Annotated in this window: 9 protein-coding genes, 1 tRNA gene and 1 pseudogene; 1 reads left to right on the forward strand and 10 read right to left on the reverse strand. The window is 65.9% G+C overall.

What is annotated here, in order from left to right:
- Both VTU_RS0101705 and VTU_RS0101710 read right to left on the reverse strand, forming a co-directional pair.
- Positions 1–1,356, reverse strand: a 1,356-nt coding sequence (locus tag VTU_RS0101705; protein WP_010100140.1) for a preprotein translocase subunit SecA, incomplete at its 3' end; no start/stop codon positions are given.
- Between the two features lie 127 nt (positions 1,357–1,483).
- Positions 1,484–2,437 (reverse strand): M23 family metallopeptidase, encoded by a 954-nt coding sequence (locus tag VTU_RS0101710; protein WP_029554010.1) that lies wholly within the window; start codon positions 2,435–2,437, stop codon positions 1,484–1,486.
- A 32-nt stretch (positions 2,438–2,469) separates the two neighbouring features.
- Between VTU_RS0101710 and VTU_RS0101715 the strand changes: the two genes are divergently transcribed.
- Positions 2,470–2,769: a hypothetical protein gene (locus tag VTU_RS0101715; RefSeq protein WP_010100142.1), complete on the forward strand. Its 300-nt coding sequence runs from the start codon at positions 2,470–2,472 to the stop codon at positions 2,767–2,769.
- Positions 2,770–2,820: 51 nt separating this feature from the next.
- Here the strand turns inward: VTU_RS0101715 and VTU_RS0101720 are convergent.
- The 8 genes and pseudogenes from VTU_RS0101720 to pyrB form a co-directional block, all read right to left on the reverse strand.
- Positions 2,821–2,895: transfer RNA gene (locus tag VTU_RS0101720), tRNA-Thr, on the reverse strand.
- Positions 2,896–2,947: 52 nt separating this feature from the next.
- The gene (locus tag VTU_RS0101725) at positions 2,948–3,442 is read right to left on the reverse strand and encodes a ClpXP protease specificity-enhancing factor (RefSeq protein WP_010100143.1); all 495 of its coding nucleotides are present in this window, start codon (positions 3,440–3,442) and stop codon (positions 2,948–2,950) included.
- Positions 3,443–3,471: 29 nt separating this feature from the next.
- Entirely contained in the window at positions 3,472–4,083 is a 612-nt protein-coding gene (locus VTU_RS0101730; protein ID WP_010100144.1) for a glutathione S-transferase N-terminal domain-containing protein, read from the reverse strand.
- A 102-nt stretch (positions 4,084–4,185) separates the two neighbouring features.
- Positions 4,186–4,947, reverse strand: a complete 762-nt coding sequence (locus VTU_RS0101735; RefSeq protein WP_010100145.1) for a cytochrome c1 — start codon at positions 4,945–4,947, stop codon at positions 4,186–4,188.
- A 19-nt stretch (positions 4,948–4,966) separates the two neighbouring features.
- Entirely contained in the window at positions 4,967–6,379 is a 1,413-nt protein-coding gene (locus tag VTU_RS0101740; RefSeq protein ID WP_010100147.1) for a cytochrome b, read from the reverse strand.
- Between the two features lie 12 nt (positions 6,380–6,391).
- Positions 6,392–6,990: pseudogene (gene petA / locus VTU_RS25300) on the reverse strand (ubiquinol-cytochrome c reductase iron-sulfur subunit).
- 130 nt (positions 6,991–7,120) lie between these two features.
- Positions 7,121–8,170, reverse strand: a complete 1,050-nt coding sequence (gene pdxA, locus VTU_RS0101750; RefSeq protein ID WP_010100150.1) for a 4-hydroxythreonine-4-phosphate dehydrogenase PdxA — start codon at positions 8,168–8,170, stop codon at positions 7,121–7,123.
- Between the two features lie 50 nt (positions 8,171–8,220).
- A partial coding sequence (pyrB, locus tag VTU_RS0101755) for an aspartate carbamoyltransferase (protein ID WP_201766087.1) occupies positions 8,221–9,348 on the reverse strand: 1,128 nt, incomplete at its 5' end.

The following is a 9,348-nucleotide window of genomic DNA, read 5'->3' on the forward strand; positions in this document are numbered from 1 at the left end:
ACGCTCATGGCATTCGCGGATGTCGCTGATCGCCGCAGCGTATTTTTCGCGGGTGGTTTTGTACACGCGGTCGAGCTGGTCGTCGCGCCGGCTCGGGCGGTTCGGGGGAATGACCATGGTTTCCAGGCCGTAGATTTCCTGGAACTCGTAGGCCTCGGTGTCGGCCGTTCCGGTCATTCCGGCGAGCTTGCCGTACAGACGGAAATAGTTCTGGAACGTGATCGACGCCAGCGTCTGGTTTTCGGCCTGGATCTCCACCCCCTCCTTGGCCTCGACCGCCTGGTGCAGGCCCTCGCTCCAGCGGCGGCCCGGCATCAGGCGGCCGGTGAATTCGTCGACGATCACGATCTCGTCGTTTTGCACCACGTAGTGCTGGTCGCGGTGGTACAGGTGCCTGGCGCGCAGCGCCGCGTACAGGTGGTGCATCAGCGCGATGTTCGCCGGGTCGTACACCGACGCGCCCTCGGCGATCAGGCCCTGGCTGGCGAGGATGCGCTCGGCGCTCTCGTGGCCCTGCTCCGTGAGGAACACCTGGTGCGTCTTTTCGTCGAGCGTGAAGTCGCCGGGCTGGGTCACGCCCTCGCCGGTGCGCGGGTCGGCCTCGCCCTCCTGGCGCACGAGCAAGGGAACGACCAGGTTCATGGCGATGTACGTTGCCCGGTGGTCCTCGGCCTGGCCGCTGATGATCAGCGGGGTGCGCGCCTCGTCGATGAGGATCGAGTCCACCTCGTCGACGATGGCGAAATGCAGGCCTTGCTGCACGCGCTCGCGCGCCTCGTAGACCATGTTGTCGCGCAGGTAGTCGAAGCCGTATTCGTTGTTCGTTCCGTAGGTGATGTCGGCGCGGTACGCGGCCTGCTTTTCCTCGCGCGACAGCAGGGGCAGGTTGATCCCCACCTTCAGACCCAGAAATTCGTACAGGCGCCCCATCCACTGCGCGTCGCGCTGGGCCAGGTAGTCGTTCACGGTGACCACGTGCACGCCCTTGCCCGACAGGGCGTTGAGGTACACCGGCAGGGTTGCGGTCAGGGTCTTGCCCTCGCCGGTGCGCATTTCTGCGATCTTGCCGAAATGCAGCGCCATGCCACCGAGCAACTGCACGTCGAAATGCCGCATCTTCATGACGCGCTTGGAGCCCTCGCGCACCACGGCAAAGGCCTCGGCAAGCAGGCTGTCGAGCGCCTCGCCCCGGGCCGCGCGCTCCTTGAACTCCTGCGTCTTCGCGCGCAACTGCGCATCCGACAGCTTTTCGTACTCGGGCTCGAGCGCGTTGATACGGACCACCGTCTTGCGGTATTGCTTGAGCAGCCGGTCGTTGCGGCTGCCGAATATTTTGGTGAGAAGCTGGGTGACCATGCGCGCAGGGCCGCCGGCGTGCTGCCGTCCAGCGCGCCAAACGACCGAAATTCCTTGGATGAAATTGTGGGGTCCGGGTGGGTTTCCGACCGGGATCATCCGGACAGAAAACACCGCGGCGGCGATTTTACCTGCCCGCTGCTGCCGACCGGGCGGCCAACTGCGCGGCGCCGTCCGCGGCGCCGGCGCTGAGGAACTTCTGCGGGTCCTGGAAGACCCCCTGCACCAGAACCTCGAAGTGCAGATGCGGTCCGGTGGAGCGCCCCGTGCTGCCGATCTCGGCGATCTTCTGCCCCCGGCGCACGATGTCGCCCTGCCGGACCAGCGTGCGCGACGCATGCGCGTAGCGCGTGAGCAACTGGTTGCCGTGGTCGATTTCGACCATGTTGCCGTAGGCCGGATGGTATTCCTGCGTGACCACCACGCCACCTGCGGCCGCCAGGATCGGGGTTCCGGCGTCGGCCTGGAAGTCGAGGCCGGTGTGCAGCGCCGACTGGCCGGTGATCGGGTCTATGCGCCAGCCAAAACCGGAGCCCGCGGGCCGCCCCGCGACGGGCTCCTGGGTGGGAATCATCTGCTTGCGGATGCGCTGGTCGAGCAGCCGCGATTCGAGCACGGTCATCAGGTCCGAGCGTTGGCCGGCAAGGCGCTCCAAGTCGTCGAGCATGGACCCGAGCTCTTGCAGCGACAGCTTGTGCGCGCCCACCAGCACGCCGCCACGGCCATCGGTTTTCGGGATGTCTGCGGGCGCCATTCCGGCCAGACCCAGAACGCGTTCACCCAGTGACTCCAGGTGCAGCACGCGGGCCTGCATTTCCCCCACGCGGCGCGCCATGGCGTCAAGATTCGCGCGCAGGAAGCGGTCGCGCTCGGTCGCCCCGTCGCTCACCGACAGCCGCGCCAGCGGGTCGACGCCGGACCAGTCCGCGCGCGCGCCGCGCGCAAACACCCCGTGGTACACACTCACCGCGAGCAGCACGAGGCCCAGCACCAGCGCCAGACCCGCGAGCAGCAAACGCATGCCCGACAAATGAATGGCCCGGCTACGCGCCAGCCGGGTGTCCATGATAATCAAGTGCACTTGCAACCCTCCCCGCCCGAAGGCACCACACCATGCATCGCCGCCACCACGCCGTCACCTTGCAGCAGGCCAGCGAGGAATCCCCCGCGCTGGCCAAGCTCGCGGCGCTGGCGCGCGACTCCCGTGATCGGCTCAGGGCCATCGAATCGCTGATTCCTGCGGCGCTGCGCCCGGCGATACAGCCGGGCCCGATCGATGCAGACAACTGGTGCCTGCTGGTCAGGGGCAACGCCGCAGCGGCAAAAATGCGCCAGCTGCTGCCCGCCTTGCAGGCGCACCTGCGCAGCCGGGGCTGGGAAGTCAACGCGATTCGTTTGAAAGTCCAAACCTGAACCCCCTGCCGCTTGGCAGCAATCATGAAGGCGGAAAGCGGCGCAGATAAATGGTGCCGGTTGTCGGGATTGAACTGACGACCTACCGCTTACAAGGCGGTTGCTCTACCACTGAGCTAAACCGGCGCAGGCGGGATTCTATCGCGCCCAAATATCGTGCCAAGGATGTCCAAGGGGCTTACTTGACCCGCTTGAGCGCGGGGCGGGTGCCGCCGGGGATCGGGGGAGGTCGGGGGGGATCGTCCCCCTCCGGGTTGTCGTCGCTGGATACCAGATGGACCATGCGGGTCTGCGACGGCAGCGCGTCGGTGGGCGCAGGCCCGGGCGACGCGAAGTCACTGGCCGACCGGTCCGAAGGCGGCGCAAACGCCATTCCCTGGCCGTTCTCGCGGGCGTAGATGGCAACCACGCAGCCCACGGGAACCCGGATCTCGCGCGGCTTGCCGCCGAACCGGGCCTTGAATTCGATGAACTCGTTGCCCAGTTGCAGCGCGCTGGTCGCGTCGTAGCTGACGTTCAGGATGATCTCGCCGTTCTTCACATACTCGTACGGCACGTGCACGGAGTCGTCCACACGCACCGCGACGTAGGGCGTCAAGCCGTTTTCGGTACACCATTCGTACAGCGCGCGAATGAGGTAGGGACGCGTGGACGTTGTTTCCTGTGCGGTCATGGTGAATGCGGCAGTGGGGATGGATTGGATTATTTGCGCATGACCTTCTCGGAAGGGGTCAGCGCCTCGATGTACGCCGGGCGCGAGAAGATGCGCTCGGCGTATTTGAGCAGTGGGGCAGCGTTCTTGCTCAGGTCGATTCCGTAGTAGTCGAGGCGCCACAGCAGCGGCGCGATCGCTACGTCGAGCATGGAGAAACTGTCGCCGAGCATGTATTTGTTCTTCAGAAACACCGGTGCCAGCTGCGTCAGACGGTCGCGGATGTGCGAACGCGCTTTGTCCAGCGCTTTTTCATTGCCTTTGGTCGCGCGCGACTCGAGCACGTGCACATGCATGAACAACTCCTTTTCGAAGTTTAGCAGGAACAGGCGCACGCGGGCCCGATCGACCGGGTCACCGGGCATGAGCTGGGGGTGGGGAAAGCGCTCGTCGATGTATTCATTGATGATGTTCGACTCGTACAGGATCAGGTCGCGCTCGACCAGAATCGGCACTTGGGCGTAGGGATTCATCACGCCGATGTCTTCGGGCTTGTTGTACAGGTCGACATCGCGGATTTCGAAGTCCATGCCCTTTTCGAACAGCACGAAACGACAGCGGTGGGAAAAGGGACAGGTCGTACCCGAGTAAAGCACCATCATGGTGGGAGGCTCCTAAAAATCAAAAGAGTGGGAGCACGCCCACTCTGTTCATGTCCCCAAACACCCCACGCGATTTCGCGCGAGGTGCCTCGGCGCGTTACGTTACTTGACGTCCTTCCAGTAGGCGGCGTGCAACCTCCAGGTGGTGAGCGTGAGCAGGCCCAGGAAGATCAGCACCCACACGCCCACGCGCCGGCGGGTGTTTTGTCCCGGCTCGCCCATCCATTGCAGGTAGTTCACCAAGTCGGCGATGTTCTCGTCGAACTGCAAGGGCGTCATGCTTCCCGGCGTGACCTGCTCCCAGCCCTTGAACACCCGGGTCTTGTGGCCGTGGCTTTCATGCTCTTCAAACACGGGGTGGCGCTCGCCCTGCAACTGCCACAGGGCATGCGGCATGCCCACGCTCGGAAACACGAGGTTGTTCCAGCCGGTGGCCTTGGTGTCGTCGCGGTAGAAGCTGCGCAAAAAGGTGTACAGGTAGTCGGCGCCCGTTCCGCCGTGGCCCGCGCGCGAGCGCGCGATCAGGGTCAGGTCGGGCGGGTTGGCGCCAAACCATTCCTTGGCCTGCTTGGGGTCGATCGCGGCCTTCATGGTCTCGCCGACCTTGTCGGTGGTGAACAGCAGGTTGTCCTTGATCTGCTGCTCCGTGAGGCCGATGTCGCGCAGGCGGTTGAAGCGCATGAACGCGGCCGAATGGCAGTTCAGGCAGTAGTTGACGAAGAGCTTGGCGCCGTTCTGCAGCGACGCCAAGTCGGTGGTCTGCTTCGGCGCCCGGTCCCAGGAGATGGCCTCGTCGCCGGCGGCGTGCACGACACCGGCAGCCAAGCCGAATGCGGCGATCAGCGTGCGGATGATTTTTTTCATGGTGCGTGGCTCTCCGGGATCAGTGCGCCACATACCGCACGCGCTCGGGCACGGGCTTGGGCTCGCCGATGCGGCTCCACCAGGGCATCAGCAGGAAGAAGCCGAAGTAAAACAGCGTTCCCAGCTGCGAGACGCGCTCACCGATGGGCGACGGTGGCTGCACGCCCAGGTAGCCAAGGACCAGGAAATTGATCACGAAGACGCCGTAGAGGTATTTGTGCCAGTCGGGGCGGTAGCGGATCGACCGGACCGGGCTGCGGTCCAGCCAGGGCAGGAAGAACAGGATGAGCACCGAAGCGCCCATCACCACCACGCCCCAGAACTTGGCGTCGATCGACAGCATCAGCGCCACGGCCACCACGGTGGTGCCGACGACTCCTGCCTGCACGACGCCGGGCAGTTTTGCCTTCAGCACGCCCAGGCCGGCGGCGGCCAGAACGCAGGCGATGAGCGCGTACACCATCTCGCTGGTGATGGCGCGCAGCATCGAGTAGTACGGCGTGAAGTACCAGACCGGAGCGATGTGCGCCGGGGTCTGGAGCGGGTCGGCGGGAATGAAGTTGTTGTACTCCAGGAAATAGCCGCCGAATTCGGGCGCAAAGAACACCACGGCGCTGAACGCCATCAGGAACACGCTGAATCCGAAGATGTCGTGCACCGTGTAGTAGGGGTGGAAGGGAACGCCGTCGAGCGGCTTGCCGTTGGCGTCCCGGGGCGCGTTCGGGCCCTTGATTTCCACGCCGTCGGGGTTGTTCGAGCCCACGTCGTGCAGCGCCAGGATGTGCGCCACGACCAGACCCAGCAGCACCAGCGGAACGGCGATCACGTGGAAGCTGAAGAAGCGGTTCAGCGTGGCGTCGCCGACCACGTAGTCGCCGCGGATGAGCAGCGCCAGATCGGGGCCGATGAAGGGGATCGCGGAAAACAGGTTCACGATCACCTGCGCGCCCCAGTACGACATCTGGCCCCAGGGCAGCAGGTAGCCCATGAAGGCCTCGGCCATCAGGCACAGGAAGATCGCACAGCCGAAAATCCAGACCAGCTCGCGCGGCTTGCGGTGGCTGCCGTAGATCAGGCCGCGAAACATGTGCAGGTAGACCACCACGAAGAACGCCGACGCGCCGGTGGAATGCATGTAGCGGATCAGCGAGCCCCCGGACACGTCGCGCATGATGTACTCGACCGAGGCGAACGCCAGGCTGGCGTCGGGCTTGTAGTGCATGACCAGGAAAATTCCGGTCACGATCTGTATCACCAGCACCGCCAGCGCGAGCGAGCCGAAGATGTACCAGAAGTTGAAATTCTTCGGAGCGTAGTACTCCGATATATGCGTCCGGTAGGCGTCGAACGCGGTCGGGAAGCGGTTTTCCAGCCAGTTCGCGAGCTTCGCTCCCGCCGGGGCGTTGGGGGAGATTTCCTTGAATTCAGCCATGGCGCGTTCCGTTCAGGCCTTCTTTTCTTCACCGATCAGCAGGCGCGTGTCGGAGAGGTACATGTGGGGGGGCACTTCGAGGTTGTCGGGCGAGGGCTTGTTCTTGTAGACGCGGCCAGCCATGTCGAACGTGGAGCCGTGGCAGGGGCACAGGAAGCCGCCCTTCCAGTCGTCGGGCAGCGAGGGCTGGGCGCCGGGCTGGAAGCGCTCCGAGGGCGAGCAACCCAGGTGCGGGCAGATGCCGACGCCGACGAAGATTTCCGGTTTGATCGATCGCGCCTCGTTGCGCGCGTACTCGGGGGTCAGCTCGGCGGGCTTGCGTTTCGATTCGGGGTCGGCGAGCTGGGCGTCGAGCTTGGGCAGTTCGGCGAGTTGCTCGGGCGTGCGCCGGACGATCCAGACCGGCTTGCCGCGCCATTCCACGGTGAGTTTTTCCCCGGGCCTGAGCGCGGAGATGTCCACCTCGACGGCGGCACCCGCCGCCTTGGCGCGCTCGGAGGGCTGGAAGCTGCTCACGAACGGAACCGCGGTCGCCACGCCGCCCACCACCCCGGCGCAGCCGGAGGCAATCAGCCATGTCCGTTTTCGGGGTCGATTGGAATGTCACTCATGGGAAGCCTCGATGAACATCGCTGGGTGGGAGTCAACCGGCAATTGTAGCGGAGTGAAAAGGGGTATTTTCCGGGCCCACGTCCCCTGCACGCCCGGGAGTGGCCTGCTGCTGCGCGCTGCGCGCCGATTTCAGGCGTGCGCGCTGGAGGGCTGCGCCGCCAGCGCGCGCGCCATGCGCACGGCTTCGATCAGGCTGGTGGCGTCCGCCACCCCCTGCCCGGCGATGTCAAAGGCCGTTCCGTGGTCGGGGCTGGTGCGCACCAGGGGCAGCCCCAGCGTCACGTTCACTCCCCTGTCCAGGCCCAGGTACTTCACCGGGATCAGCCCCTGGTCGTGGTACATCGCGATCACCACGTCGAATGCGGCGGCATGCTGCGGCGTTGCGCGCGCGCGCATGAAGACCGTGTCGGGCGCAAACGGCCCCTGCGCGTCCAGACCCTGCGCGCGCGCGGCGGCGATCGCCGGGGCGATGACCTCGATCTCCTCGCGGCCAAACAAGCCGCCCTCGCCCGCGTGGGGGTTGAGTCCCGCCACGGCCATGCGCGGCGCCTTCCCCAGGCTGCGCGACAGCGCGGCGTGCGTGATGTGCAAGGTCTGCAACAGCCTGTCGAAACTGAGCGCCGCGATGGCGTCGCGCAGCGACACATGGACGCTCAGCAGCACGGTGCGCAGCGCGTCATTCACCAGCATCATGCGCACCGGCATCTGCTCCAGCGCCAGGCCCCGGTGCGTTGCGGCCTCGGCCTGCAGCAGCTCGGTATGCCCCGCAAAGGCCAGGCCCGCCGCTGCCAGCGACTGCTTGTGCAGCGGCGCGGTGACCAGCGCCGCCACCTCGCCGCGCAGCGCAGCGCGTGCCGCCCAGAGCACGCTGGCGGCGGCGGCACGCCCCGCGGCGGCGCCGATCTGCCCCCAGGGCTGGGGGCCCGGGATTCCCGGCAGTTGCAGCACCGGAACGCAGCGCGGCGGCATCTCCAGCGCCCGCTCGGGAGCGCTGATGCGCGCCACGGGAAGCCCCGGAAAACCCGGGTGCCCGATCGTCTGCGCGGCGCGCCGCAGGGTCGCCAGATCGCCTGCAACGAAGCAGCCGCGCAGCGCGTCCGGTGCGTCGCGAAACGCCTTGACCACGACCTCGGGGCCGATTCCGGCGGGGTCGCCCTGGGTGATGGCAATGGTCTGCATGGGAGGCCGGCAGCATACACCGGCGGAAAACCGGCCGTAGTCCGCTTGCGTCATTGAAGCGAATAGAAAGGGGCGTCGTTGGGGCCGATGTATTTCGGTCGATACCAGTCCGCGTCGCGCAATGAGGACCCCACTTGATGGGCTACGCCGAGCACGGAGGCGAACAGCGCCATGCGGGTCGGGATGCCGGCATCAGTCTGCCGAAAGATCGCCAGCCGCACGTCCTGGTCGAGGTCGTTGCTGAGGTCGTTCGCGCCAGCGGTGCTGTCGCGCGGCAGCGGGTGCATGATCACCACTTCCGGCTTGCAGACGCCGTTCACCAATGCGCCGTCGACGCGGAAGTCTGCGCTGTAGTCGAACGCCGTCTCGGTGGAGGTGAACCGTTCCTTCTGGATGCGCGTGGCGTAGACCACGTCCGCGTCCTTCAGACCGACCGGCGCATTGTCCGTCTCCTCGATCCGGTGCCCGCGGCGAGCGGCCCGGTCGAGCAGTTCGCGCGGCATGGGCAAGCTGGGCGGGGACACGCAGACGATCGTCAGCCCTTCGTACAGGCTCAGCAGGCGCAGCAGGGAGTGGGCGGTGCGCCCATGGCGCAGGTCGCCGATCAGCGCGATGCGGCTGCCTTTGAGCGATTTGCCCATGCGCGCGAATTCGCTGCGCAGCGTATACAGGTCGAGCAGTGCCTGCGTGGGATGTTCCCCCCCGCCGTTGCCGCCGTTCAGCACGGGGACGTGGGTGGCGCTCGCGATCTCGTGCACAGCTTGTTCGTCCGGATGGCGCACGACCAGGACGTCGAAGTAGCCGCTCACCACCCGGCTGGTGTCGGCCAGCGACTCGCCCTTGGTAATCGACGTGACGGTCACCCCGGTGGTGTCCGACACCGCGCCGCCGAGCCGAAGAAAGGCCGAGTCGAAGCTCAGACGGGTGCGCGTGCTCGCCTCGAAGAACAGACTCCCCAGCACCGCACCCTCGAGGACGCGGCAGACTCTGTGGCCCCGCGCGACCGGTTGCAGCAGGTCGGCCAGGAGGAACAGTTCTTCCAGCATGTCCCTGTCGAAGAGGTCGCAAGACAGGATGTGTTTACCGGTGAGAGACATGGAGGTTCTTTCGATATGGAGGCACCACGCCTGATCCTGAGCCATGAAGAATGCACACGCTCTCAGCGCTTTTCCCGGTCC

This window comes from Verminephrobacter aporrectodeae subsp. tuberculatae At4, from assembly GCF_000193225.1.
GTDB lineage: Bacteria > Pseudomonadota > Gammaproteobacteria > Burkholderiales > Burkholderiaceae_C > Acidovorax > Acidovorax aporrectodeae.

Coding starts and splice junctions, on each gene's coding strand:
- VTU_RS0101715 (WP_010100142.1), top strand. CDS start 2,470: ATGCATCGCCGCCACCACGCCGTCACCTTGCAGCAGGCCAGCGAGGAA.
- VTU_RS0101725 (WP_010100143.1), bottom strand. CDS start 3,442: ATGACCGCACAGGAAACAACGTCCACGCGTCCCTACCTCATTCGCGCG.
- VTU_RS0101730 (WP_010100144.1), bottom strand. CDS start 4,083: ATGATGGTGCTTTACTCGGGTACGACCTGTCCCTTTTCCCACCGCTGT.
- VTU_RS0101735 (WP_010100145.1), bottom strand. CDS start 4,947: ATGAAAAAAATCATCCGCACGCTGATCGCCGCATTCGGCTTGGCTGCC.
- VTU_RS0101740 (WP_010100147.1), bottom strand. CDS start 6,379: ATGGCTGAATTCAAGGAAATCTCCCCCAACGCCCCGGCGGGAGCGAAG.
- pdxA (WP_010100150.1), bottom strand. CDS start 8,170: ATGCAGACCATTGCCATCACCCAGGGCGACCCCGCCGGAATCGGCCCC.